We start from the raw sequence: 23,485 nt of genomic DNA, 5'->3' as shown, positions 1-23,485 counted from the left end.
GGGGAATGCACGTTCGGGTTGCATTGCCATAGGGGAATGCACGTTCGGGTTGCATTGCCATAGGGGAATGCACGTTCGGTGCGAAGGGGGGTGCGCGCGGCGCGCCGTGCGTGGTCTACAGGTCGTCGGCGTCGAGGATCCGGTAGGCGTAGCCCTGCTCGGCGAGGAAGCGCTGCCGGTGCGAGGCGAACTCCGCGTCGACGGTGTCGCGTGTAACGACGGTGTAGAAGTGCGCGGTGCGGCCGTCCTCCTTGGGTCGCAGCACCCGGCCCAGACGCTGGGCCTCCTCCTGGCGTGAGCCGAAGGTGCCGCTGACCTGGACCGCCACGCTCGCCTCGGGCAGGTCGACGGAGAAGTTGGCCACCTTGGACACGACGAGGAGGTTGGACCTCCCTTCGCGGAAGTCGGCGAAGAGCTCCTGACGCTGCTTGACGGGGGTCTCACCCGTGATGAGGTCGGCGTCGAGCTGCTCGGCGAGCTCGTGGAGCTGGTCGAGGTACTGCCCGATGACGAGCGTGGGCTCACCCCGGTGCTGGTCGACGATGGTGCGCACGACGCCGAGCTTGACCGGCGAGCACGACGCGAGCCGGTAGCGGTCCTCTGCCTCGGCCGTCGCGTAGGCCATCCGCTCGGCGTCGGTGAGGGTCACCCGCACCTCGACGCAGTCCGCGGGTGCGATGTAGCCCTGCGCCTCGATGTCCTTCCACGGCGCGTCGAAGCGCTTGGGCCCGATGAGCGAGAAGACATCGGCCTCGCGGCCGTCCTCACGCACGAGCGTCGCGGTCAGGCCGAGGCGACGACGGGCCTGCAGGTCCGCGGTCATCCGGAAGATCGGGGCCGGCAGCAGGTGGACCTCGTCGTAGACGACCAGGCCCCAGTCCCGGGCATCGAGCAGGTCGAGGTGGGGGTAGATCCCCTTCCTCTTGAGCGTGAGGACCTGGTAGGTCGCGATGGTGACCGGTCGGATCTCCTTGCGGGCACCGGAGTACTCGCCGATCTCCTCCTCGGTCAGCGTGGTGCGCTGGAGCAGCTCCTGCTTCCACTGCCGCGCGCTCACCGTGTTGGTCACGAGGATGAGGGTGGTCGCCTTGGCGGCAGCCATCGCCGCCGCGCCGACGAGCGTCTTGCCGGCGCCGCAGGGCAGCACGACGACGCCGGAGCCGCCGTCCCAGAACCCGTCGACCGCCTGCTGCTGGTAGGGCCGCAGGGACCAGCCGTCCTCGAGCAGGTCGATGGGGTGCGCCTCGCCGTCGACATAGCCGGCGCGGTCCTCCGCGGGCCAGCCCACCTTGAGCAGCTCCTGCTTGAGGGTGCCTCGCTCCGAGGGGTGGACGACGACCTCGTCGGGGGAGAGCATCTCGCCGAGGAGCGGCGTGATCTTCTTGTGCCGCATGACCTCGGTGAGCACCGCGCGGTCGGTGGTGCGCAGGATGAGCTGCTCACCATCCTTCTCCAGCACGAGCCGGCCGTAGCGGTCCATGGTCTCGGCGATGTCGACGAGCAGGGCCTGCGGCACCGGGTAGCGCGAGTGGGTGATCAGGGCGTTGACGACCTGCTCGGCGTCGTGGCCCGCAGCGCGGGCGTTCCACAGACCCAGCGGGGTCACGCGGTAGGTGTGGATGTGCTCCGGGGCCCGCTCCAGCTCGGCGAAGGGGGCGATGGCCCGGCGCGCGTCGGCCGAGCGCTCGTGGTCCACCTCGAGCAGGAGGGTCTTGTCGCTCTGGACGATGAGCGCGCCGTCGAGTGCCATGTCACGCCTCCGAGAGGACGGCGAGGAGGATGGCGCCGCCGACGACCAGGACGGTGAGGCCGATCAGCGCCCCGAAGCTGATCCAGCCGATCTTGGTCAGCTTGGCCGCGCCCTCAGGGTCGGTCGCCTGCTTGGTCACGCCGAGGATGCCCAGCACGAGGCCGGGGATGCCGATGTAGCAGCAGTACCCGGTGAGGATCGACAGCGACGACAAGACGATCAGCACGATCGCGGAGGTGTTGGTCGGGGTCTGCTGGACCGCCGGGTAGAGGTAGGGCGGCGGCATCGGTTGGCCCGGCGGCGGGGGGAGGGGCGCGGAGCGGCCGGGCTCGTACGCGGGCAGCTGCGGCTGGCCCGAGGCGCCGCCCCGGACATAGGGATCCGACGAGTACGGGTCTGACGAGTACGGGTCCGACGAGTACGGGTCATCGCCTCGCGGGTCAGGCCGCTCGTTGGGGTACGGGTCGTTGCTCATGCTGCGGTGTCCTCCCTGGCCCGCTGCGGCAGGCCCGTGCCAACGGTACGTGATGCGCCATAGTGGACTCATGAGCCGTGCACTGCCGCAGACCGAGCCGATGACCGACCTGCCCTCCCGGGTGACGATCTACGAGGTCGGCGCGCGTGATGGTCTGCAGAACGAGAAGGGCGTCGTGCCCACCGAGGTCAAGGCGCAGTTCGTGCGCCGGCTGGTCGCCGCCGGCCTGGAGACCGTCGAGACGACCTCCTTCGTCTCACCGAAGTGGGTGCCGCAGCTGGCGGATGCCACCGAGCTCCTGGCCGAGCTGGGCGAGGTGGGGCGCGGCCCCCTTCGTCCCGTGCTCGTGCCCAACGAGCGCGGACTGGACCGGGCCCTCGAGGCGGGTGTCGGGGCAGTCGCGATCTTCGGCAGCGCGACCGAGACCTTCGCGCAGAAGAACCTCGGTCGCTCCCGGGAGGAGTCGGTCGAGATGTTCAAGCCCGTGGTCAAGCGGGCGCAGGACTCGGGCCTGTGGGTGCGCGCCTATGTGTCGATGTGCTTCGGCGACCCGTGGGAGGGGCCGGTGCCCGTGGGCCAGGTCGCCGATGCGTGCGCCGAGCTGATGGACCTCGGCTGCGACCAGCTGTCGATCGGCGACACCATCGGTACGGGCACCGCGGGGCACGTCGAGGCGCTGCTGGCCGAGCTGGGCAAGCGCGGCATCGGCGTGGACCGGGTCGGCGTGCACTTCCACGACACCTACGGCCAGGCGCTGGCCAACACCCTGACCGCGCTGCGCGCCGGGGTGAGTGTCGTCGACGCCTCCACCGGAGGCCTGGGCGGCTGCCCCTACGCCAAGTCGGCGACCGGCAACCTCGCGACCGAGGACCTCGTCTGGATGCTCGACGGTGCCGGCGTGGAGACCGGCGTCGACCTCGACGCCCTGGTCGAGACGAGCGTGTGGATGGCGCAGCAGCTCGGCAAGCCGTCGCCCTCGCGCGTGGTCAAGGCGCTCGCCGGAGCCTGACGAGGCCGGACGACGAAGGGGGCTGGCTCAGCCCTCGATGACGACACCGGTGATGCGGTGGAGGCTGAAGACCTGCGGCTGGCCGTCGACCTCGCCGATGATGCGACCGCCGTCGACCGTGGTGGGGTGGAAGACGAAGCGGCGGGTCGACCCGACCGCGTCGGTGACCCCGAGCCAGACCGGGAGCCGGTCGGCAGCGGCCTCGCGCAGGAGTGCGGAGCTGCTCGCAGGGTCGAGCGCCGGGATCGTCGGTGCACCGTCGTGCGGGGTGTTGCGCTGCTTGTCTGCCCGGGCCTCGCCCTCGCGCAGACGGGCGAGCACCTCGGTGGACGGCTCCGGGGCGACCTCGGTGACCGGGCGCTCGCGGCGGGGCGTGATGCGTGGTGCGGCGGGCTTGCTCGCGACCACACCGCCAGAGCCTTCGAGCGCCGGGACGGCGCCGACCTCGCGCAGCGACTCCAGCAGCACGGTCGGCCCCACGGGTGAGACGAGCACGGTCGGTGCGAGCTGGCGCAGCTGCAGGTGGCTCAGGTCGCGGTGGGTGAGCAGTGCCTCGAGGTGGGTGGAGTCGTCGCTGCGCAGGTAGCTGCCGGCGCTGCCGACCCGCAGCTGGCCGTGGCGTCGTGCGACATCGCGCACGAGGTAGTCGAGCGGCTGCGGGACGGGGCTGGGGCTGAAGCGGGCGAGCGTCTCGAGCAGCTCGTCGGCGGTCCAGCCGGAGTCCAGGGCGGACCGCAGGGAGGTCTCGGTGAAGCGGTGCACGCTGGCGCCACCGCGCGACTCGAGCGTGGCGCTGCGTCGCAGCAGCGCCGCGAGCTCGGGCACGGGAGTCCCGGGGACGACAGCCGTCAGGTCGGCCTGCAGGAGCAGCCGGTCGACGGGCTCGGGTACCAGGGTCTCGAGCAGGTGGCCGGCGGCCACCTCGTCGCTGAGCAGCAGCCGACCGAAGGAGCCGAGCGCTCCCCGGCCGGTGACACCGAGCTGCTCGCCCTCACGCAGGAGAGCGGCGACGGCCTCGTCGGCGCCGTGCGGCATCCGTCGGGGACGGCCGTGCCGCAGTCGCTCCATCATCTCCGCGCCGTCGGGCGAGCTGCCCGGCGGTAGGTCGGCAAGGATCTCGAGCAGCTCGCGGCGCAGGGCCCGCACCGGCGGCCACACCAGGCCCTCGGACAGGGCGTTGACCCGGCCGCCGTCCTCGGGGGCCGGCACCACGCTGGCACGCAGGGACCGCAGCCAGGGTCCGGACAGCCCGACCCACCGGCTGGCCGGCGGCAGGGCCCGCCACTCGTCGACCGTCGTCGTGAGGCGCCAGGTCGGTTCGAGCGCGTGGTCGTCGCCGAGGAGTCCGGCGCCGAGTGCCAGCTCCAGGAGGAAGGTGGCGCTCGCCTCGTCGAGGTCGACGCGACCGGCGAGGTTGCGCAGGTCGCGGACGGCCAGGCCGCCGCTGCGCAGGACCCTCGGGCGCAGGTCGTCGACCCGGTCGAGCAGCTCGTCGACGAGTGCGACGACCTCGGTGGCGCTGGCGGTCGCTGCGCTGTCGGCGTCGTCGGGGTCGAGTGCTCGGGCGCTCGCGGCGTCGGTGCCGGGCGCGGGGTCGAGGATGCGACCCCCGCGCACGAGCAGGCCGACCTCGCGGGGGAGCAGGACGTGCTGAGCGTCGGGGGCGACGACCAGGCCTGCATCGATGAGGCCGGTGACGGCCTGGCCGGCGCGTCCCTCGGGATCGGCCGGCACTGCCGCGCTCGGGCCGTGGCGGGCGATCCGCTCGAGGATCTGCCGCTCCTGCGCAGTCAGCCGCTCGAGCGCTCCCGGGAGGTCGCGGGGGAGGGAGTGCCCGACCGTCTCGGCCGTCGGCCCCAGCCCCGCGGGGTGCGGTCCGAGGACATCGCTGACCGTCCGGGACAAGAGCGTCCCCTCGCTCGAGCGCCAGAGCAGCGCCGCTGTGGTGAGGTCCTGGAGGAGGGCTGCGGTGCTCCCTTCGTCCATGCCGAGCAGGGGCGCGATCGCCATGGCGTCGGTGGTCCCGGTGATGGCGCAGGCCTGGAGGGCAGCCAGGTGCGGCAGGTCGAGGTGATCGACGGCGCGGGCCGTGGAGGCGCGGGTACTGGCACGAGCAGCGAGGGCGGTGAGGTCAGCGGGCTGCGGCCGGGCCAGATCCGGTCGTAGCTCCAGCAGGGCCACCAGCTCCTCGTCGGTGCGGTGGCGGATGTCCTCGGCGAGGGAGCGCACCGACTCACGGTAGTCGACCGTGGCCGGCGCCTTGGACCGGGCGGCTATCCCGCGCTCGCGCTCACGGTGCTCGCCGCGGCGGTCGGCACGCCGTTGACCTCGGGGCTGATGATCCGCTCGAGCCGCAGCAGCAGCCATCCGGTGACGACGAGCCCGCCGATGATCAGGCCGATGAAGAGGCCGCCCAGGCCACGGTCGAGCAGGACGCCGGCCACGAGCGGGCCGAGGACCCCGCCGGACATGAAGGCGGTCGACTGGGCGGCGTTGACCCGGCCACGCAGGTGGTCGGGTGCCATGTCGTTGGTGATCGCCGGCAGGGTCGGCTGCAGGAGAGTCTCCCCGAGACCGAAGAGCGCACCGAAGAGCACGACGAGCATGGCCGCGGTCAGGGTCGCGGGGAGCAGCCCGCTCAGGCCCATCGCACCCCAGGCGCCGAACCAGAGGACGAGCATGACCAGCCCCACCCGGGTGCGGCGGTGGCCGTCGATGCGCTGCAGGACCCAGAACTGCAGGAGCACGATGACCACGGTGTTGGCCGCGAAGAGCACGCCGATCGTCTCGGTGCTCACCTGCGAGATGGAGCGGGCGAAGGCGGGGACGCCGGCCTCGAACTGGCCGTAGCCGACGAAGCTCGACACGACCGCCAGGAGCAGCACCCAGCGCATGCCCGGCAGACGCAGCACCGTGGCGTAGCTGGGCATGGGGCCGTCGTCCTCGGGCGCCGTGGCCCGGGCGTGCACATGACGAAGGGGGCCCAGCAGCCAGATCCCGGGGATGAGCACGAGGACGGCGTCGACGAGGAAGATCAGCTCGAAGGTGATCGGCGCGTGGACGTCGACGAAGGCCCCGGCGATGAGCCCGCCTGCCCCGATGCCGAGGTTGAGCAGGGCGAAGTTGACGCCGAAGTAGCGCTGGCGCAGGGGGCCGCGCACGAGCGCGGAGATGAAGGTGTTGGCCGCGGACCAGCCGATGCTCGCCGACAGGCCCATGAAGACGGCGCCGGTGATGGCGAGGGGGAGCCCGGTGGCGAAGCCCATCGCCACGGCGCCCAGGCTCTGGCAGACCCCGGAGGCGATGAGCATCCACCGGGCGCCGAACCGGTCGGTGAGGCTGCCCATCGGGCCGGCCATGACGGCGGCCACGAGGGCGAGCAGGGCCATGATCATGCCCGCGGTGTCGAGGGAGAGGTGACGCACCTCGTGCAGGTAGATGACGGTGAAGGGCAGGGTCATGCCCCGGCCGAGGTGCTGGAGGGCGACCGTGGAGAGGAGGAATCTCCCTTCGCGCGGCAGTGCCTGCCAGAACCCTCGCAGGCCGGGCCCGATCTCGTGGGCAGGCAGGTCCTTGGGCAGGGTGGTCACGACGGACCATCGTGCCGTACGCCACCGACAACCGACCACCGGGTTTTCGCCGTACGTTGGAGGCATGGCGAACCCACCCAGTGGCACGCAGTGGCAGCTGACCAGCGGTGACGTCGAGGCGGTGGTCGTCGAGACGGGCGGTGGGCGGCGCAGCCTCGCTGTCGGCGGTGTCGACCTGGTGGCCGGGTACCCGGTGGCAGAGATGGCCTCCTCCGGCCGCGGGCAGCTGCTCGTGCCGTGGCCCAACCGGGTCCGGGACGGGCGGTACACCTTTGCCGGGCAGGAGCACGAGCTGCCGATCACCGAGCGGTCGACCGGCACGGCCACCCACGGGCTCGTGCGGTGGGAGGCCTTCCGCCCGACCGAGCGCGACGACGACCGGGTCGTCCTCCTCCACACGGTGCACCCTCGGCCGGGCTACCCCTTCGCCCTCGAGGTCAGGGTCGCCTGGCAGGTCGACCCTCGCGGCCTGACCTGCAGCACCTCTGTCGTCAACGTCGGGGCCACGGCCGCGCCCGTCGGCTACGGGGCCCACCCCTACCTGGCCCTCGGGGCCACCCCGGCTGCGCGCGCCCGGGTGACCGTGCCCGCAGACCGCGTCGTCCACGTCGACCCGGATCGTCTGCTGCCGATCGGGACCGAGCCGGTGGGCGGGAGCACCCTCGACCTGCGGGAGGGCCCTGAGCTCGGCGACCGCGACATCGACAACGCCTACACCGGCCTGGAGCGGGGCCCCGACGGCTGCTGGACCGTCACCGTCGAGACCGGCGAGCGGGCCGTGCACCTCTGGGGAGGCCCCGGCCTGGACTGGGTGCAGGTCTTCACCGGCCGCTCCGATCCGACGGCGCTGCCACACGGCCATCCCGCAGGCATCGCGGTCGAGCCGCTCTCGTGCCCGCCGGACGCCTTCAACTCCGGTGAGGGCATGGTCGCGCTCGAGCCGGGCGCCACGTGGGCCGGGCAGTGGGGGATCGAGGTCGGCCGCGTATTGGGGTGAGCGGGGCCGCTCGGGTTAGCCTTGACGGGGTGCACGATCCCGTGCGCCCACACACCCCAGGTACGAGCAAGAGGTGCACGGTGCCCACTGGCAAGGTCAAGTGGTACGACGCGGAGAAGGGCTTCGGCTTCATCTCCGGCGACGACGGCTCGGACATCTTCCTCCACGCCAACGCGCTGCCCGAGGGCACGACCACCCTCAAGGGCGGCACCCGCGTGGACTACGGCATCGTCGAGGGGCGCCGCGGCGCCCAGGCGCTGGCCGTCACGGTCCTGGACACCCCGCCGAGCGTCTCGGCCAACCTGCGCCAGCGTGACCGCAAGCCGGCCGAGGACATGGCCGCGATCGTCGAGGACGTCATCAAGCTCCTCGACGACCTGGGCAACGGCCTGCGCCGCGGGCGCTACCCCGACAAGGCCCATGGCGCCAAGGTCGCCCAGGTCCTGCGTCGCATCGCCGACGACATGGAGGGCTGAGATGACCGAGACCACCACCACGAGGAGCCGGGCCAAGGCCAAGCCGAAGGCGGACGCCGTCCTGGCGGCCGCGATCGAGCCCGCCCGCCGCGAGCTCATCGAGGCGACGAAGGGGGAGGGGGTCGGCGAGCACGTCGGCTTCACCCTCGAGGCGGAGCGCCTCGGCACCCACTGGTTCGCCGCCACCCTGCCCGGCTACGGCGGATGGGCCTGGGCCGTCACCGTCACCCGGGCCCCGCGGTCCAAGACCGCGACGGTCTGCGAGTCGCAGCTCCTGCCCGGCGACGGTGCGATCCTCTCCCCGGAGTGGCTCCCGTGGGCGCAGCGGCTCGCCCCCGGTGACGTCGGCCCCGGCGATGTCACCCCCAAGATCGATGACGACCCCAACCTCGTGGGTGGCTTCGAGGCCACCGGCGAGGAGGACGTCGACGCCGTCGCCCTGTGGGAGCTGGGCCTGGGCCGTCCGCGCGTGCTGTCCGCAGAGGGCCGCGACCAGGCCGCCCAGCGGTGGTACGACGGCTCGCACGGACCCACCGCCGACGTGGCGGTCAAGGCCCCCGCGCGCTGCGACGGATGCGGCTACTTCATGCCCGTGACCGGAGCGCTGCGCAGTGTCTTCGGCATCTGCGCCAACGAGTGGAGCCCGAGCGACGGCGGGGTCGTCAGTCGCGACCACGGCTGCGGCGCACACTCCGAGATCGACATGGCCGACCCGGAGCCGGAGAAGGTCGGGACCCCGATCCTCGACGACGAGGTCCTCGAGACTCTCTGAGCTCGTCGGGGGACCATCCGGGCTCGTCGCGAGGATCACGCGAGCCCGGTTTCAGCGGCGGCCCGTGACGACCTTACGATTCGCTGCATGAGCACCCCTGCTGCAGCACCTCCGTCGACGGAGGGTTCCGCGATCGAGCGGTACTTCAAGATCTCCGAGCGTGGTTCGACCGTCGGCCGTGAGGTCCGCGGTGGTTTCGCCACCTTCTTCACGATGGCGTACATCGTCGTCCTGAACCCCCTGATCATCGGCACCCAGGCCGACTCCACCGGGGGATTCCTCGGTGGCGGCGACGGACCCAACCTGCCCATGGTGGCTGCGTGCACGGCGCTCGTCGCCGGCGTCATGACGCTGCTCATGGGCGTGGTCGCCAACTACCCGCTGGCGCTGGCCGCCGGACTGGGGCTCAACGCCTTCGTCGCCTTCGGCATCGCGAAGCTGCCGGAGATGACCTGGGCCGACGCCATGGGCCTGGTCGTCATGGAGGGTCTGATCATCCTCCTGCTCGTCCTGACCGGGTTCCGCAAGGCCGTCCTGCATGCCGTCCCCGCCCAGCTGAAGACGGCGATCAGCGTCGGCATCGGTCTCTTCATCACCGTCGTCGGCCTCGTCGACGCCGGCTTCGTGCGCAAGGCCGCGGGCGGTCCCCTCGGCGAGCTCGGTGTCGGTGGCTTCCTCGCCGGCTGGCCGCTGCTCGTCTTCGTCATCGGCCTCTTCATCATCATCACCCTCTACGTGCGCGGGGTGAAGGGCGCGATCCTCTACGGCATCCTCGGCACGACGATCCTCGCGATGGTCGTCGAGGCCGTCTTCAGCATCGGGTCGCAGACCAACGAGAAGGGCGAGATGGTCAACCCGACCGGGTGGGGCCTGAATGTCCCGAGCCTCCCGGACGCCGTCGTGGCGACCCCCGACTTCGGTCTGCTGGGTGACTTCAACCTGCTGGGCTCCTTCGACAAGATCGGCATCGTCTCCGCGTCGCTGCTCGTCTTCACGATCCTGCTCGCCGACTTCTTCGACACCATGGGCACGATGGTCGCCGTCGGCGCCGAGGGTGACCTGCTGGACGAGGAGGGCAACCCGCCCGGCAGCCAGCGGATCCTCATCGTCGACTCCATCGCCGCCGTCGCCGGTGGCGCCGCATCGGTCAGCTCCAACACCAGCTACATCGAGTCCGCCTCCGGTGTGGGCGAGGGCGCCCGCACCGGTCTGGCCTCGGTGGTCACCGGGGTGCTCTTCCTCCTGGCGACCTTCCTGTCGCCGCTCGTCGCCGTCGTGCCCTACGAGGCCGCGACCCCGGCCCTGGTGCTCGTCGGGTTCCTGATGATGCAGCAGGTCAAGGAGATCGAGTGGGACGACCTGGAGATCGCCATCCCGGCCTTCCTCACGATCATCCTCATGCCCTTCACCTACTCGATCACCGCGGGCATCGGTGCCGGCTTCGTCACCTACGTCTTCATCAAGGTGGTGCGCGGCAAGATCGGCGCCATCCACCCGCTGATGTGGCTCGTCGCCCTGCTCTTCGTCCTGTACTTCGCGATCGACCCGATCAAGGGAGTCCTCGGCGTCAGCTGAGCCCACCCCCTTCGCCCCGCTCGCTCGACCTGAACCCGCATTGCCCTATGGCAATGCGGGTTCAGGCGTGCATTCCCCTATGGCAATGCACGGTCGGGCCGGGTGGGATAGTTAGCAAGAGTAATGAGTTGTGCTAACTTGTTGTACCTGACGAAGGGAGATCCGTGACCGAGACCGCGGCGAGACTGGGACCCAAGGCGATCAGCTCTGTGAGCGAGGACCTGCGACTGGCGTGCATGCGGATCAGCCGCAGGGTGCGCTTCGAGAGCACGGACGAGATCGCCCCGCACCAGTTCTCGGTGCTCTCCCGACTCGAGGACGGACCCCTCACCCCACGGGCGCTCGCCGACATCGAAAAGGTGTCGGCGCCGAGCATGACCCGCACCGTCGGCTGCCTGGTCGACGACGGTCTCGTCGAGCGCCATGACGACCCGGATGACGGGCGGCGCATCCTCGTCGAGCTGACCGCTGCGGGCCGCGACTTCCTCATGACGGTCCGTCGCCAGCGCGGCCGCTGGATGTCCGAACGCGTCAGCGAGCTGACGAGCGAGGAGCAGGCGGTCCTCGTGGCCGCGAGCGAGATCCTGGGCAGGATCGCCGCCCGATGAGCTCGACCTTCGCCTCCCTCTCGATCCGCAACTACCGCATCTACGCGATGGGTGCGATCGTCTCCAATGTCGGCACCTGGATGGGTCGCGTCGCGCAGGACTGGGTCGTCCTCACCGAGCTCACCGACCACTCGGCCTCAGCGCTCGGCATCGTCACCGGCCTGCAGTTCCTGCCGATGCTCCTGCTCGCCCCCTGGACCGGTGCTGTCGCCGATCGTTTCCCCAAGCGGCTCCTGCTGCTCGTCACCCAGGCCACGCTCGGGCTCACCGCTCTCGTCGGCGGTGTCCTCGTCCTGACCGGCACGGCCCAGCTGTGGCACTTCTACGTGCTGGCGCTCATCACCGGTATCGCGGCGGCCTTCGACAACCCGGCCCGCCAGACCTTCGTGTCCGAGATGGTGCCGCGCCACCGGTTGAGCAATGCGGTCGCGCTCAACAGCGCCTCCTTCAACCTCGGCCGTCTCATCGGACCGGGTGTGGCCGGCCTGGTCATCGCCGGTATCGGCTCCGGCCAGGCGCTGGTCGTCAACTCGCTGACCTTCGTCTCGGTGATCATCGCGCTGCTGTGCCTGCGGACGAGCGAGATGACTCCGGCGCCCAGGGTGACCGGTCGCGGGACGGCTCTGGAGGGCCTGCGCTATGTGCGAGGGAGGCCGGACATCGTGCTCGTCCTCATCCTGATCTTCGTCCTCGGCACCTTCGGGATGAACTTCCAGCTGACGATCGCACTGATGGCGACCCAGACCTTCCACAAGGGCGCGGAGGAGTACGGCCTGCTCGGGTCGATCATGGCCATCGGGTCACTGGCTGCGGCGCTCATGGCTGCCCGCCGCAACGAGCCCCGGCTGCGCGTGCTGCTGATGGCGCTCGTCGGCTTCACCCTCGCCACCACGGCCGCGTCGCTGGCGCCGACCTACACGACCTTCGCCATCGCGCTCATCGCGTGCGGCATGACCTCGCTCACCGCGATGACCACCGCCAATGCCATGGTCCAGATGCGCACCGAGCCGATGATGCGCGGGCGGGTCATGGCCCTGTACATGGCGATCTTCTTCGGCGGGACGCCCCTCGGTGCGCCGGTCATCGGCTGGATCGGCGACGTGCTGGGTGCTCGTTGGACGCTCGGTGTCGGGGCGATCGCGGTAGGGATCACGCTCGTCGTGGTGTCCTTCTGGCTCGGACGGCACGAGAATGTCGAGGTGACCTACTCGAGCCAGCGCCGCCCCCGCGTGCGCGTCCTGTCAACGCCCACCCAAGACATGCCCGAGGCCGCCCGGTGACCCCGCGCTTCCGCCGGATCATGACCTGGCTGGTCCTCGCCTCACTCGTCCTCGTGGCGATCGCCGCGGCCTTCTAGGTCAGACCCTCCCGGGTCAGGCGCGCTCGAGCACGAAGTCGATGCAGGCCAGCAGCGCCGAGACGTCGTCGGGGTCGACCGCCGGGAAGGTCGCGATCCGCAGCTGGTTGCGACCCAGCTTGCGATAGGGCTCCACGTCGACGATCCCGTTGCGCCGCAACGTCGCCGCGATGGCGGCGGCATCCACCTCGTCGGCGAAGTCGACGGTCGTGACGACCTGCGAGCGGGCTGCCGGGTCGGCCACGAAGAGGCTCGTGTGCTCCCCCTTCGTCGCCCAGTCGTGGATCCGCGAGGAGGAGTCCGCAGTGCGACCCGCGGCGAAGGGGAGGCCTCCCGACGCGTTCATCCACCGCACCTGCTCGTCCATGAGGGCGAGCGTGGCGACGGCGGGGGTGTTGAGGGTCTGGTCCTTGCGTGAGTTGTCGATCGCCGCGGTCAGGGAGAGGAAGTCGGGGATCCACCGGTCGGTGGCGGCGATCTCCTCGGCGCGAGCGATCGCCGCGGGGCTCATGACGGCGAACCAGATGCCGCCGTCGGAGGCGAAGGACTTCTGCGGGGCGAAGTAGTAGGTGTCCGTCTGCGTGATGTCGACGGGCAGCCCGCCTGCGCCGGACGTGGCGTCGACGAGGACGAGGGCGCCGTCATCGATGCCCTCGGGGCGCTGCACGGGGGCCATGACGCCCGTGGAGGTCTCGTTGTGCGGCCAGGCATAGGCGTCGACGCCCGCGACGGCCCCGGGGGAGGCCAGCCCGCCCGGCTCCGCCGAGCGCACATCGGGGTCGGCGAGGAAGGGGGCCTTGCGCGTGACCGCGGCGAACTTGCTCGAGAACTCGCCGAAGACGAGGTGCTGGGCGCGCTCACGGACCAGGCCCAGCGCCGCGATGTCCCAGAAGGCCGTCGACCCGCCGTTGCCGAGGACGACCTCGTAGCCGTCCGGCAGCGAGAAGAGGTCGCCGAGGCCCTCGCGGAGGCTGCCGACGATCGAGCGGACCGGCGCCTGCCGGTGGGAGGTGCCGAGCACCGTGCCCGCGATCGAGGTGAGGTGGGCGACCTGCTCCGGGCGGACCCGCGAGGGGCCGGACCCGAAGCGTCCGTCCCTGGGACGCAGGTGATCGGGGATGGTGATGTCGGTCATCACTGGACCTTGGCCAGCTCGGAGTCCTTGGGCTTGACGATCGACACCGGGTCGCCCCAGTTCTTCGTCGTGAGGGTGGCCGTGACCCCGCCCTGGGTGAAGGTCATCTGGCGGATGAGGTCGTCCTTGTCGAGCCACACGTCGTAGATCAACGAGTCCGGGGCGCCGGGGTCCTTGGACATGCCGAGCTGTTTGCGGGCCTTGGCGGTGTCGACAGTCGCCGTGTAGTGGCGGGTGGGCACCCCGTCGATCTCCTCGGGGCCCTTGTCGCCGGCCGTCTCGACGCCCGCGACGAAGGCGTCCAGCTGCTTGCGCATGCTGAGCAGCTGGACCTGCTCGAGGGTCTCCTTGATCAGCGGGTTGGTCGAGCCCTGCGTGACCGGGACCCACTTGGGCGGCTGGGCCAGGTAGTACTGGCCGTCGACGAGTCGGTAGCCGAGCTTCTGACCGCCCATGTCCACCTGCATGTCCAGGGCGTCATTGGCCAGGTCCTGCACCCCCGTGGCCTTGACGCCCTGCTTGCCGTTGAGCGTGGCCGTGACGTCGATGGCCACCGTGGGGTTGTTGTCCACGGCCCGGGTGAGCTTGCCGGTGAACTCCTTGGCGTCGAAGGGCGTGCCCGTGTCGGTGGGCTTCGACGAGCTCGCCGAGCTCGACGAGGACGACGTCTTCTTCGCCGTCTTCGACGTGGTGCTCGGGGCACTGCTCGACGTCGTGGTCGGCGCCTGCGTGGAGGTGCTGCCGGTGCCCGCGGTCGGGCCCGGACCACCGTCCCCCCCGCACGCGGCGAGGGCCAGAACCGCCGAGGCGGCAAGCGTCATCGAGATCCTGCGCATGGTGTCCCCTCGTCCCCGGAAGCCGATCAGGCGGGGAGCGTGTCGTAGCCGGCCACGTCGCTGATCGGGCGCGGTCCCGGGCCGGTGTAGTTGCTGCTCGGGCGGATGAGGCGACCGGTGCGCTTCTGCTCGAGCACGTGGGCCGACCAACCGGCCGTGCGGGCACAGACGAAGAGCGGGGTCATCATCTCGCCGGGGACATCGGCGAAGTCGAGCAGGACCGCGGCCCAGTAGTCGACATTGGTCTCCATCTTGCGGTCCGGGTAGCGGTCCGCGAGCTCGGCGATGGCGGCCTTCTCCAGCTCGAGGGCCACCTCGTAGCGGGGGGCGCCCAGGCGCTGGCAGGTCTCGCGCAGGACGGCCGCGCGCGGGTCGTAGGCCCGGTAGACGCGGTGACCGAAGCCCATGAGGCGCTCCTTGTTGTCGAGCGCGTCCTTGACGTACTTGGTCGCGTCGCCGGTGCGCTCGACACCCTCGATCATGTGCTGGGCGCGGGACGGGGCGCCACCGTGCAGCGGTCCGGACATCGCACCGACGGCCCCGGAGAGGCAGGCGGCCGCGTCGGCGCCGGTGGAGGCGATGACCCGTGCGGTGAAGGTCGAGGCGTTCATCCCGTGCTCGGCAGCGGAGATGAAGTAGGCGTTGATGGCCTCGACGTGCTTGGGGTCGGGCTCGCCGCGCCAGCGGATCATGAAGCGCTCGACGATGCTCTTGCCCTCGTCGACGCGCGCCTGGGGGACCATCGCGGTGTTCTGGCCGTGCGCGGACTGGGCGATGAAGGACAGCGCCATGACCGACGAGCGGGCGAGGTCCTCACGGACCTGGGTGTCATCGATGTCGAGCAGCGGCTTGAAGCCCCACAGCGGTGCCAGCTGGGCCAGCGCGGACTGCACGTCGACGCGGATGTCGCCGCTGTGCACGGGGAGGGGGAAGGGCTCGGCCGGCGGGAGACCCGGGTCGAAGGAGTCGTCGACGAGCAGGCCCCACACGTCACCGAAGGTGACCTTGCCGACGAGGTCGTTGATGTCGACCCCTCGGTACCGCAGGTTGCCACCAGCCTTGTCGGGCTCGGCGATCTGGGACTCGAAGGCGACGACGCCCTCGAGGCCGTGCTTGACATCCGTGTCGGACATATCTGGTGTGCCTTCCTGCTCTGCCGTCTGTTGCTCTGTGCACATTCTGCACTCTTCGCTTCAAGGACTGGCCGGTAGCATGCCCGAAGCCGCTCCGGCGGCAGACGACCCACGACACACGAGGAGCAGCGGTGGCACGTTCACGCCTCGGGTACAGCCCTGCGCTCGACGGGGTCCGGGGCCTTTTCATGCTCTGCTTCATGGCCTTCCACTTCGGGGTCACGTGGCTCACCGGAGCCTGGGTCGGCATCAACCTCTTCTTCGTCCTGTCCGCCTTCCTCATCACCCGGTTGCTCGTGGAGGAGAAGATCACCAGCGGCGGCATCGACGCCATCGCCTTCTACACGCGCCGCGCGCGGCGACTCCTGCCCGCCCTCTTCCTCGTCCTGGGTTTCGTCATCGTCTACGCCGTGCTGTGGGCCGACGACACGGTCCGTCGCAAGATCGGCGGGGACGTCATGGCCACCTTGGGCTATGTCATGAACTGGCGGCTGATCTCGGAGGGCGACCAGTACTTCGGCACCCTGGGTGGGGCCACCCCCCTTCGTCATGCGTGGACGCTCGCGATCGAGGAGCAGTTCTACGTCCTCGTCCCCTTCGTCATCCTCGGCCTGATGGCCCTGGTCCGCTCCCGCCGGGCCATCACCCTCGTGCTCGTGATCGGCGCCGTGCTCAGCGCGGTGTGGACCGCGGTGCTCGGATTCCACGACGCGAGCGACTACCCGCGGGTGTACTACGGCACGGACGCCCGCGCTCAGGCGCTCTTCGTCGGCGCGGCCCTCGGGGTCTGGCTCGCGCCGGGCCGCAGCGGCGCGGTCCCGACCTTCCCCCGGCCCGTCGTCCTGGGTGCCGGTGTCGTCGGGGTCGTCACCAGCATCGGTGCCTTCTTCGTCGTCGGCCCCTACTCGGCATGGATGTTCAACCTCGGCGGGATGCTCTTCTTCGCGTTGGGAGCGGCCCTGCTCGTCCTCGCCTGCGCCGATGAGCGCCCGAGCTGGGTGCAGACGATCTTCGGGTGGCGGCCGCTGGCCTACGCAGGACGGCTGTCCTACGGGCTCTACCTGTGGCACTGGCCGATCTGGTTGGCCTTCGGCAACGGGCGCCTCGTCGACAACGGGATCGTCGACTTCGTCATCTGCTCCGCGCTGACGGTGGGCATCGCGCACCTGTCGTACCAGTACATCGAGCGCCCGGTGATCAAGAAGGGGGTCCGCGGCCTCTTCCCGACGCTGCGCACCCGCGCGGTCGCGGTCGTCGTGCCCGTCGTGCTCCTCGCCGGCTGCGGCCTGGCCGTCGCGCGCAGCGCGCCCACCGCTCCGGCGCCCAGCGACACGGCGGCCGCCGAGCCCGCCGGCCCGCCACCCACGATCGTCCCGGGGCAGGAGAAGTATGTCTCGGGTGAGCCGGCGCGGGTGGGGGTCTACGGCGACTCCGTCCCCTTCTTCCTCGTCGACCGCTTCCAGTCGGCTCCCTTCCCCGGCGTGACGCTGCAGAACTACTCCCGCGAGGGCTGCGACCTGCTCTCCGAGCCGATGAGCTGGGCCCCCGGGTTCCAGATGGGCAACGAGCCGCTGTGCACGCAGATGAAGAAGGACTGGCCGGCGAAGTTCACGCAGAACGACGACCAGGTGCTCCTCGTGTGGGCCTCCCCGCTGCTCGCCGTGCCGCACGTCGTCGATGGCGAGCGGCTGTGGCTGGACGACCCCGAGTACGTCGACCTCATCGACGAGCGCCTCGACACGGTGCGCAAGGAGGCGATCGACGCCGGCGCGCAGCAGGTCCAGATCGTCAACGTGCCCTGCCGCAAGCCGGTCGAGTCCTCCATCCCCGAGGAGTTCCGGGTCGTCTTCGACTCCAGCCCCGAGATCGTCAAGGAGTACAAGGACCCGACGAAGATCAACGCCATCGTCGACGACTGGGCTGCGTCCCACGACGACGTCGCGGTCGTCGACCTCCACGGTGCCCTCTGCTCCGATGGCTACCGGGAGAAGATCGACGGCATCCAGGTCTTCAACGACTACCTGCACTTCTCGCCCGAGGCGACCCCGATGATCTGGAGCTACGTCCTGGGTGAGGTCAGCAAGAACTACGAGAAGGCTGGCTCGTGAGCGCCCGCCGGGCGCCCACGCAGGAGCTGACCACCTCGACCGGGGCGCAGCGCCTCGCGGCCCTCGACGGCTACCGCGGGCTCTTCGTCGTCCTCGTCCTGCTCTACCACTTCGGGGTCACCGCGCTCGTCGGTGGATGGGTGGGCATCAACCACTTCTTCGCCTTCAGCGGGTACCTCATCACCCGGCTGCTCATCTCCGAGCGGGCGAGGACCGGCACGATCGACGTGCTGCGCTTCTACCGGCGGCGGGCCGAGCGGCTCGTCCCCGCGCTCGTCGTGCTCTGCACGGCGATCCTCGTCTCGGGGCTCTTCGCGGGATCGGCGAACCGGCACCGCGACGCCGGTGATGTCCTCGCCTCGTTGTTCTTCGTGCAGAACTGGCGCCTCATCAGCCAGGACGACGCCTACTTCGAGCAGGTCGGCAACCCGTCACCCCTCCGGCACGCGTGGACGCTCGGGGTGGAGGAGCAGTTCTACCTGCTCGTGCCGCTGCTCGTCGTCATCCTCTTCGTCCTCTTCCGGCGCAGCCGAGCCGGACGCTTCGTGGTCATCGCGACCCTGGCCGTCGCCTCTGCCGCGTGGACGGCGCACCTCGCCCGCTCCGGGGTGGACTTCTCCCGGCTCTACTACGGCACCGACACGCGGGCGCAGGCGTTGCTCGTCGGTGCGGGCATGGCGGTGCTCTTCGGACGCGACCATCGCGGACGGCTGGGGCGGCGCCCTTCGGTCCCGGTGACCCAGGCGATCGGCGTCGTGGGCTTCCTCATCTCGATCTCCGCCTTCTTCGTCGTCGGGCCCCGCAGCGAGTGGCTCTTCACCAGCGGCGGGATGCTGCTCTTCGCCGTCGGTGCGGCGATGATGGGCCTGACCGCGACCGACCCTCGGCCGATGCTGATCAATCGGCTGGCCGGGTGGGGCCCCGCGGTCCTCATGGGGCAGATGACCTACGGCCTCTACCTCTACCACTGGCCGATCCACCTGTGGCTCTCGCCGCTGCTCGACGCCCTGCCGCTCCTCGTCTCGGTCCTCGTCAAGCTCGCGGTGACGACGGCGGTCGCCTTCGTCTCCTTCCGGTGGCTCGAGGTGCCGGTGCTGGTGCACGGCTTCGGGGTGCTGCTGCCGACGGCCGTGACCGAGCGTCTCGAGCGGGCCCGTCGTGGCCCTCGTGCCCGCCGTCGCGCGCTCCCGGTCTGGTGGGTGCCGGTGGCCGCGGCCGGGGTGCTCGCCCTCGTCGCCGCGACGGTCTTCACCCGTCCCGTGAGTCGCGAGGACCTCGACGTCCCACCGCTCGTCGCCTCCGACGGGACCTTCACGGCGGCCAGCCCGCCGGTCTCCTTCGCGCTGCTGGGCGACTCGGTCGGCGTCTCCCTCGCCGAGGGGTGGCAGGCCTCCGCCTATCCCGGTGTCGAGATGTCCAACCAGTCGCGGATCGGGTGCGACCTCATCGATGCGCCGATGATCGCGGACGGCTCGCCGATGGCGCAGGACTCCTCGTGCGCGACCTGGCGCAAGGAGTGGCCGGCCAAGGTCAAGGAGGCCGGGGCCGACGACCTGCTCGTGCTGACCGGTGCTCAGTTCATCGGTGAGCACGAGGTGGACGGTCAGGTGGTCGGGGGCCGCAGCGAGGCCCATGCCGCGCTGATCCGCCGCACGCTCACCGACATCGAGCAGCAGGCGAAGGGAGCCGGGATCACCCACCTGCAGGTCGCCACGATGCCGTGCCGTGAGGTCGACCCGGACAAGCTCGACCCCTCCCTGCGGCAGTTCGCCGGACCGATCTCGGACCCCGCCAACGTGGCCTGGGTCAACGACACCGTCACCCAGTGGGCGAAGGGGGAGGGGGACGGCGCCGCCCCCACCCCGGGCGTCTCTCGTGACCTCCTCGACCTGTGGGAGCCGTTGTGCTCCGACGGCTTCACCCCGCAGGTCAACGGCGTGCCGCTCTACAGCGACACCGTGCACTTCTCGCCCGCCGGCGCCGCCTCCGTCTGGACCTGGTTGACGCCGCGGGTGGTCGAGGCGTCGCGCACCGGTCCCTGAGGAGGTCGCCCAGCGACCGTCTCGAAGGGCGGCCGTAGTCTGGCCGCATGAGCGCTTCGCCGGACGGGATCATCCCCCGCACCCCCCCGCGACCGGACCACGTGGACTACGCCGGGGAGGGGTTGGACGAAGGGGAGGTGCCGGGCGCTCCCTTCGGCCTGATCTCGTCGTGGGTCGACACCGCACGAGCCCGCCAGGTCGAGCGTGGCGACGTGCCCGAGCCGCTGTCCTTCGCGGTCGCGACGGTCGACCAGCAGGGCCGGCCCGACGTCCGCACGGTGCTCATGCGCTTCCTGGACCCGGTGGGGCCGGGCTTCGTCACCAGTCTCGAGTCGGCCAAGAGCCAGCAGCTGGAGGCCACTCCCTTCGTCGCGGCGACCCTGACCTGGCCGGCGATGTTCCGCGCGATCCGCTTCCGCGGTCGGGCCGAGCGGATCGACCCCGCCCAGCTCGACACCTACTTCGCCGACCGTCCGCGAGGCTCACAGCTGAGCGCGTGGGTCTCCCACCAGTCGCAGCCCGTCGAGGGCCGTGCGCCGCTGGAGCAGGCGTGGGCGGACGTCGAGGCCCGCTACGAGGGCCAGGACGTGCCCCGCCCCGCCGACTGGGGTGGCTGGCGCATCGCGTGCGACGAGCTCGAGGCCTGGGCCGGGCGCAGCAACCGTCTGCACGACCGCTTCCGCTGGACGCGCGTCGCCGACGGTGGCCTGGACACCCCGAGCGCCTGGAAGGTCGAGCGCCTCCAGCCCTGACGCGTCCACCCGGCAGAGCTGGCGCCGCCCGTCACCAGTGGTGCATGGACGCCCGGACGACCCCGGCGATGTCCTCCTCGGTGACCTCGCGCGGTGCCGTGGCGAGCAGTCGCTGCTGCTGCATGGTGCCCGAGACGATCCCGTCGACGTCAGCGTCGGTGTAGCCGATCTCGGCCAGGCCTGACGGCTGGCCGATGTCGCGCATGAGCCGGCGCAGGACGGCCGACAGCCGCTCCGGCTCGGGCACGCCGGCGTCCAGGCCCTGCGGGTCGAGCCAGGCCGCGGCGGTCAGGTGGCGCTGCGGGTCGGCCTCGAAGGTCATCGCGAAGGCTGCAGGCGCGGTCGAGGCGACGGCCATGCCGTGGGGCACCATCGCCTCGCTCGCGTCGTAGCCGTCGGGGCGGAAGTCGGAACCGAGGTCGTGCACGCGGCCCGCGACGGGGTAGGCGTTGGCGTGCGGGACGTGGACCCCGGCGTTGCCGAAGCCCATCCCGGCGAAGGTCGCCGCCAGCGCCATGTCGGTGCGGGCGGCCTCGTCGCCCGCGACGGCGCGACGGAAGGCCCCGGCCAGCAGGCGCATCGCGCGCTCGGCGTACATGTCGGCGATCGGGTTGGCGCCGCAGTAGGGGACCCGCTGCTCCGGCGTCTTGTGCTCGTAGGTCGTGTAGGTCCGCGCGGTCCAGGACTCGAGGGCGTGGCAGAGGATGTCCATGCCCGCCGAGGCGGTGACGCCGGGAGGCTGGGTCGCGGTGAGCTCGGGGTCGACGACGGCGAGCACGGGGCGCAGCCGCTCGTGGCTGATGCCGGTCTTGACCTTGGCCTCGAGCACGTCGAGGACGCAGATGGTCGTCGACTCGCTGCCGGTGCCGGTGGTCGTCGGCACGGCGATGACCGGCAGGACCGGGTGCTGCGGCGCGCGTCCGCCACCTACCGGGGCGTTGACGTAGTCCATCAGCTCGCCGGGGTTGCTGAGCAGCAGGGAGACGGCCTTGGCGGTGTCGATGCTCGACCCACCACCCACGGCGACGACCGCGTCGACGGAGGCCACCCCCTTCGCCCGCTCCACGGCCGCGGCCAGCGAGGCGTCACTGGGCTCGACCGCGGCGGAGTCGTGGACCTCGACGCGCAGCCCTGCCGACCGGAGTGCCTCGGCGACCCGCTCGGGGTGCCCGGTCGCCATGAGGCGGGGGTCGGTGATGACGAGGGCGCTGCGGGCACCGAGCCCCGCGACGTCGTGGCCGATCTCGCGGATGGCGCCGGGGCCGAACTTCAGCTTCGGCGCCGCGTAGGTGAAGACGGACTCGGGCGTGCTCGGGGTGGGCAGCATCAGGACTCCCTGTGGACCTTGTGGGCGGCGGCTTGGGCGCGTGGCTTGATGACGAGCAGGTCGACGTTGACGTGCGGTGGCCGGGTGGCCATCCAGGTGATGGCGTCGGCGACGTCGTCGGCGACGAGAGGCTCGGCGACGCCGGCGTAGACCTTGTCCGCGCGCTCGGTGTCGCCCTTGAAGCGGGTGAGCGAGAAGCCCTCGGTGTGCACCATCCCGGGCGCGATCTCGGTGATCCGCACCGGCTGGTCGACGAGCTCCAGGCGCATCGTCTCGGTCATCGTCGCCAGCGCGTGCTTGGCGGCCGTGTAGCCGGCGCCGCCCTCGTAGGAGGTGCGTCCCGCCGTGGAGCCGACGTTGACGATGATCCCCTCACCCGCAACGAGCGAAGGGAGCAGTGCCTGCGTCACGCGCAGGGTCCCGATGACGTTGACCTCGTACATGGTGCGCCAGTCCTCGATGTCGCCGGTGGCGACGGGGTCGAGACCGTAGGCGCCGCCGGCGTTGTTGACGAGCACCGCGAGCCGGTCGCCGACCTCGGCCGCGAGCGCGGCCACCGAGTCGGCGTCGGTGACATCGCAGGTGACCGCCCGGCCGTCGATCTCGGTGGCGAGGTCGGCGATGCGGTCGGTGCGCCGAGCGGCGCAGATGACCTCGTGGCCGGCGGCCGCGAGGGCGCGGGCGGTGGCGGCGCCGATGCCGGAGCTGGCGCCGGTGACGAGGGCGAGGGGGCGGGTCATGCGGTCTCCTGTGGCTGGGCTGCGGGGACGGAGGGTGCGGTGCCGGGGATGGTGTCGCGGCCGACGGCGATCCAGGTCGCGGCGGCGCTGGCGAGCAGGCGCTCGCCGTCGAGGAGGGCAGTGCCGGACCATCGCTTGCGGCCCTCGCGCCCGGCCGCCCAGGCCAGGACGACGAGCTCGCGCCCGACCGGGACGGGGCCGTGGACGGTGGAGGTGAAGGTGCCGAGCAGCAGCGGGTCCTCGTCGAAGCCGACGGTGAAGGCCCCAGGGCAGTCCAGCGCCGCGAGGACCGAGGGCAGGCCCTCCTCGGTGAGGGTCACGGGTGCGGCCAGGACGTCGTCGCGTCCGGTGACGGGGCTGGCGTAGACGTGCAGGCCGGCGTCGTTGTCGGGGCCGCAGACGAAGCACCCGGGAAAAGGGTGGTTGCTCGCGTCGAACCCCGCTGCTGCCGCACGGGCGTCCTCGAGGGTGACGGGCGCAGGGATCGTCAGCTCGGGCGCGGGGACCCGACGGGCCGTCCCGATCAGCGTCTCGCCGTCGAGCAGGTGGAGCGACAGGTCGGGACCGTCGGCGACCGAGCCGTCGACCTCCCACTGCAGCGGACGGCCGAGCGGCGTCGGGGCGCTGAGGCGTACCGTCGCCGAGGTCAGGTCCCCCTCCGCGGGGACGAGGTCGTCGAGACGCTCGGTGAGCAGCCCGCTGACCCAGCCGCCGTTGCCGCAGCCCGGAGGTCCGGCATGGCGTGGGGAGACGGTCGTCGTCTCGGATGTGGTGTGCACCACCCCAACCTAGCGATGCGCTCG

The 23,485-nt window shown here is 71.2% G+C and carries 20 protein-coding genes; 10 read left to right on the top strand and 10 right to left on the bottom strand.

What is annotated here, in order from left to right:
• Positions 1-115 precede the first annotated feature (115 nt).
• Positions 116-1,750: a DNA repair helicase XPB gene (locus ASG73_RS15335; RefSeq protein WP_055997156.1), complete on the bottom strand. Its 1,635-nt coding sequence runs from the start codon at positions 1,748-1,750 to the stop codon at positions 116-118.
• A gap of 1 nt (position 1,751) precedes the next feature.
• Complete coding sequence (locus ASG73_RS15330; protein WP_055997153.1) at positions 1,752-2,225, bottom strand: hypothetical protein; 474 nt, start codon at positions 2,223-2,225, stop codon at positions 1,752-1,754.
• A gap of 70 nt (positions 2,226-2,295) precedes the next feature.
• Between ASG73_RS15330 and ASG73_RS15325 the strand changes: the two genes are divergently transcribed.
• Positions 2,296-3,234 (top strand): hydroxymethylglutaryl-CoA lyase, encoded by a 939-nt coding sequence (locus ASG73_RS15325; RefSeq protein WP_055997150.1) that lies wholly within the window; start codon positions 2,296-2,298, stop codon positions 3,232-3,234.
• A gap of 27 nt (positions 3,235-3,261) precedes the next feature.
• Here the strand turns inward: ASG73_RS15325 and ASG73_RS15320 are convergent, their stop codons facing one another.
• Together ASG73_RS15320 and ASG73_RS15315 are read right to left on the bottom strand one after the other, a co-directional pair.
• Positions 3,262-5,463: a helicase-associated domain-containing protein gene (locus ASG73_RS15320; protein ID WP_055997656.1), complete on the bottom strand. Its 2,202-nt coding sequence runs from the start codon at positions 5,461-5,463 to the stop codon at positions 3,262-3,264.
• A gap of 44 nt (positions 5,464-5,507) precedes the next feature.
• The gene (locus tag ASG73_RS15315; protein WP_055997147.1) at positions 5,508-6,824 is read right to left on the bottom strand and encodes an MFS transporter; all 1,317 of its coding nucleotides are present in this window, start codon (positions 6,822-6,824) and stop codon (positions 5,508-5,510) included.
• Between the two features lie 64 nt (positions 6,825-6,888).
• Here ASG73_RS15315 and ASG73_RS15310 point away from each other — a divergent pair, with 64 nt between their 5' ends.
• From ASG73_RS15310 to ASG73_RS15285, 6 genes are all read left to right on the top strand, one after another.
• A complete protein-coding gene (locus ASG73_RS15310; protein ID WP_055997144.1) occupies positions 6,889-7,821 on the top strand; it encodes an aldose 1-epimerase family protein in 933 nt (310 codons plus the stop codon).
• An 80-nt stretch (positions 7,822-7,901) separates the two neighbouring features.
• Complete coding sequence (locus ASG73_RS15305) at positions 7,902-8,297, top strand: cold-shock protein (protein WP_055997141.1); 396 nt, start codon at positions 7,902-7,904, stop codon at positions 8,295-8,297.
• 1 nt (position 8,298) lies between these two features.
• Positions 8,299-9,069, top strand: a complete 771-nt coding sequence (locus tag ASG73_RS15300) for a DUF3027 domain-containing protein (RefSeq protein ID WP_055997138.1) — start codon at positions 8,299-8,301, stop codon at positions 9,067-9,069.
• A gap of 87 nt (positions 9,070-9,156) precedes the next feature.
• On the top strand, positions 9,157-10,644 hold the full coding sequence (locus ASG73_RS15295) for an NCS2 family permease (protein WP_055997135.1): 1,488 nt from the start codon (positions 9,157-9,159) through the stop codon (positions 10,642-10,644).
• 164 nt (positions 10,645-10,808) lie between these two features.
• Positions 10,809-11,252 (top strand): MarR family winged helix-turn-helix transcriptional regulator, encoded by a 444-nt coding sequence (locus ASG73_RS15290; protein WP_235499478.1) that lies wholly within the window; start codon positions 10,809-10,811, stop codon positions 11,250-11,252.
• On the top strand, positions 11,249-12,532 hold the full coding sequence (locus tag ASG73_RS15285; protein ID WP_055997133.1) for an MFS transporter: 1,284 nt from the start codon (positions 11,249-11,251) through the stop codon (positions 12,530-12,532). Before ASG73_RS15290 ends, ASG73_RS15285 begins: the two co-directional genes overlap by 4 nt.
• A 93-nt stretch (positions 12,533-12,625) precedes the next feature.
• On the opposite strand, the gene serC is transcribed toward ASG73_RS15285, so the two are convergent.
• Genes serC through ASG73_RS15270 form a run of 3 tightly spaced genes read right to left on the bottom strand, consistent with a single transcriptional unit; the run spans position 12,626 to position 15,713 of the window.
• Positions 12,626-13,744: a phosphoserine transaminase gene (gene serC / locus ASG73_RS15280; protein ID WP_055997130.1), complete on the bottom strand. Its 1,119-nt coding sequence runs from the start codon at positions 13,742-13,744 to the stop codon at positions 12,626-12,628.
• Positions 13,744-14,580, bottom strand: a complete 837-nt coding sequence (locus tag ASG73_RS15275; RefSeq protein WP_055997127.1) for an LppX_LprAFG lipoprotein — start codon at positions 14,578-14,580, stop codon at positions 13,744-13,746. Before ASG73_RS15275 ends, serC begins: the two co-directional genes overlap by 1 nt.
• 26 nt (positions 14,581-14,606) lie before the next feature.
• Entirely contained in the window at positions 14,607-15,713 is a 1,107-nt protein-coding gene (locus ASG73_RS15270) for a citrate synthase 2 (protein WP_055997124.1), read from the bottom strand.
• A 131-nt stretch (positions 15,714-15,844) separates the two neighbouring features.
• Here ASG73_RS15270 and ASG73_RS15265 point away from each other — a divergent pair, with 131 nt between their 5' ends.
• Genes ASG73_RS15265 through pdxH form a run of 3 tightly spaced genes read left to right on the top strand, consistent with a single transcriptional unit; the run spans position 15,845 to position 20,615 of the window.
• The gene (locus ASG73_RS15265) at positions 15,845-17,821 is read left to right on the top strand and encodes an acyltransferase family protein (RefSeq protein ID WP_055997121.1); all 1,977 of its coding nucleotides are present in this window, start codon (positions 15,845-15,847) and stop codon (positions 17,819-17,821) included.
• The gene (locus ASG73_RS15260) at positions 17,818-19,863 is read left to right on the top strand and encodes an acyltransferase family protein (protein WP_055997118.1); all 2,046 of its coding nucleotides are present in this window, start codon (positions 17,818-17,820) and stop codon (positions 19,861-19,863) included. The genes ASG73_RS15265 and ASG73_RS15260 overlap by 4 nt, the downstream gene beginning before the upstream one ends.
• A 47-nt stretch (positions 19,864-19,910) precedes the next feature.
• Positions 19,911-20,615 carry a pyridoxamine 5'-phosphate oxidase gene (gene pdxH / locus ASG73_RS15255; protein WP_055997115.1) on the top strand — a complete coding sequence of 235 codons (705 nt, stop codon included), beginning with the start codon at positions 19,911-19,913 and terminating at the stop codon, positions 20,613-20,615.
• 31 nt (positions 20,616-20,646) lie between these two features.
• Here pdxH and ASG73_RS15250 read toward each other — a convergent pair whose 3' ends face one another.
• The 3 genes from ASG73_RS15250 to ASG73_RS15240 are packed head-to-tail and all read right to left on the bottom strand — an operon-like array spanning position 20,647 to position 23,461.
• Positions 20,647-21,942: a hydroxyacid-oxoacid transhydrogenase gene (locus ASG73_RS15250; protein ID WP_055997112.1), complete on the bottom strand. Its 1,296-nt coding sequence runs from the start codon at positions 21,940-21,942 to the stop codon at positions 20,647-20,649.
• Positions 21,942-22,682 (bottom strand): SDR family NAD(P)-dependent oxidoreductase, encoded by a 741-nt coding sequence (locus ASG73_RS15245; RefSeq protein WP_055997109.1) that lies wholly within the window; start codon positions 22,680-22,682, stop codon positions 21,942-21,944. Before ASG73_RS15245 ends, ASG73_RS15250 begins: the two co-directional genes overlap by 1 nt.
• The gene (locus ASG73_RS15240) at positions 22,679-23,461 is read right to left on the bottom strand and encodes a hypothetical protein (RefSeq protein ID WP_082567301.1); all 783 of its coding nucleotides are present in this window, start codon (positions 23,459-23,461) and stop codon (positions 22,679-22,681) included. The genes ASG73_RS15245 and ASG73_RS15240 overlap by 4 nt, the downstream gene beginning before the upstream one ends.
• Positions 23,462-23,485 lie beyond the last annotated feature (24 nt).

It is taken from the genome of Janibacter sp. Soil728 (assembly GCF_001428305.1).
GTDB lineage: Bacteria > Actinomycetota > Actinomycetes > Actinomycetales > Dermatophilaceae > Janibacter.
This window is presented reverse-complemented; position numbering and strand designations above follow the sequence as displayed.

Excerpts from the sequence above, each read along its gene's own strand:
- ASG73_RS15295 (WP_055997135.1), top strand. The coding sequence starts at position 9,157 with ATGAGCACCCCTGCTGCAGCACCTCCGTCGACGGAGGGTTCCGCGATC.
- ASG73_RS15285 (WP_055997133.1), top strand. The coding sequence starts at position 11,249 with ATGAGCTCGACCTTCGCCTCCCTCTCGATCCGCAACTACCGCATCTAC.
- ASG73_RS15250 (WP_055997112.1), bottom strand. The coding sequence starts at position 21,942 with ATGCTGCCCACCCCGAGCACGCCCGAGTCCGTCTTCACCTACGCGGCG.
- ASG73_RS15330 (WP_055997153.1), bottom strand. The coding sequence starts at position 2,225 with ATGAGCAACGACCCGTACCCCAACGAGCGGCCTGACCCGCGAGGCGAT.
- pdxH (WP_055997115.1), top strand. The coding sequence starts at position 19,911 with ATGAGCGCTTCGCCGGACGGGATCATCCCCCGCACCCCCCCGCGACCG.
- ASG73_RS15270 (WP_055997124.1), bottom strand. The coding sequence starts at position 15,713 with ATGTCCGACACGGATGTCAAGCACGGCCTCGAGGGCGTCGTCGCCTTC.
- ASG73_RS15275 (WP_055997127.1), bottom strand. The coding sequence starts at position 14,580 with ATGCGCAGGATCTCGATGACGCTTGCCGCCTCGGCGGTTCTGGCCCTC.
- ASG73_RS15245 (WP_055997109.1), bottom strand. The coding sequence starts at position 22,682 with ATGACCCGCCCCCTCGCCCTCGTCACCGGCGCCAGCTCCGGCATCGGC.
- ASG73_RS15300 (WP_055997138.1), top strand. The coding sequence starts at position 8,299 with ATGACCGAGACCACCACCACGAGGAGCCGGGCCAAGGCCAAGCCGAAG.
- ASG73_RS15325 (WP_055997150.1), top strand. The coding sequence starts at position 2,296 with ATGAGCCGTGCACTGCCGCAGACCGAGCCGATGACCGACCTGCCCTCC.
- ASG73_RS15335 (WP_055997156.1), bottom strand. The coding sequence starts at position 1,750 with ATGGCACTCGACGGCGCGCTCATCGTCCAGAGCGACAAGACCCTCCTG.
- serC (WP_055997130.1), bottom strand. The coding sequence starts at position 13,744 with ATGACCGACATCACCATCCCCGATCACCTGCGTCCCAGGGACGGACGC.
- ASG73_RS15310 (WP_055997144.1), top strand. The coding sequence starts at position 6,889 with ATGGCGAACCCACCCAGTGGCACGCAGTGGCAGCTGACCAGCGGTGAC.